The organism is Bacillus sp. EKM208B (genome assembly GCF_011800725.1).
Lineage (GTDB): Bacteria > Bacillota > Bacilli > Bacillales > Bacillaceae > Bacillus > Bacillus velezensis.
This window is the reverse complement of record NZ_JAANHO010000049.1, coordinates 1-284: the sequence shown is the minus strand read 5'-3', so window position 1 is coordinate 284 and position 284 is coordinate 1. Positions and strand designations below refer to the sequence as shown.

The following is a 284-nucleotide window of genomic DNA, read 5'->3' as shown; positions in this document are numbered from 1 at the left end:
TGGCAGGAAGTGCTCGGTCTTGACCAGATCGGCGTAAGCGATAATTTCTTCACGCTCGGCGGCGACTCGATCAAAGGCATCCAAATGGCGAGCCGTCTGAACCAGCACGGCTACAAATTGGAGATGAAAGACCTCTTCCAGCATCCGACCATCGAAGAGCTCGTCTCCTATGTGGAGCGGACGGAAGGCAAGCAGGCCGACCAGGGACCTGTCGAAGGCGAAGCGGAGTTAACGCCGATCCAGCGCTGGTTCTTTGAACGAAACTTTACCGACAAACACCACTG

The 284-nt window shown here is 55.6% G+C and carries 1 protein-coding gene; it reads left to right on the top strand.

Annotation, left to right across the window (positions count from 1 at the left end; genetic code table 11):
- On the top strand, nt 1-284 hold a 284-nt coding region (locus tag G9F75_RS19810), incomplete at both ends, for a phosphopantetheine-binding protein (RefSeq protein ID WP_260399158.1).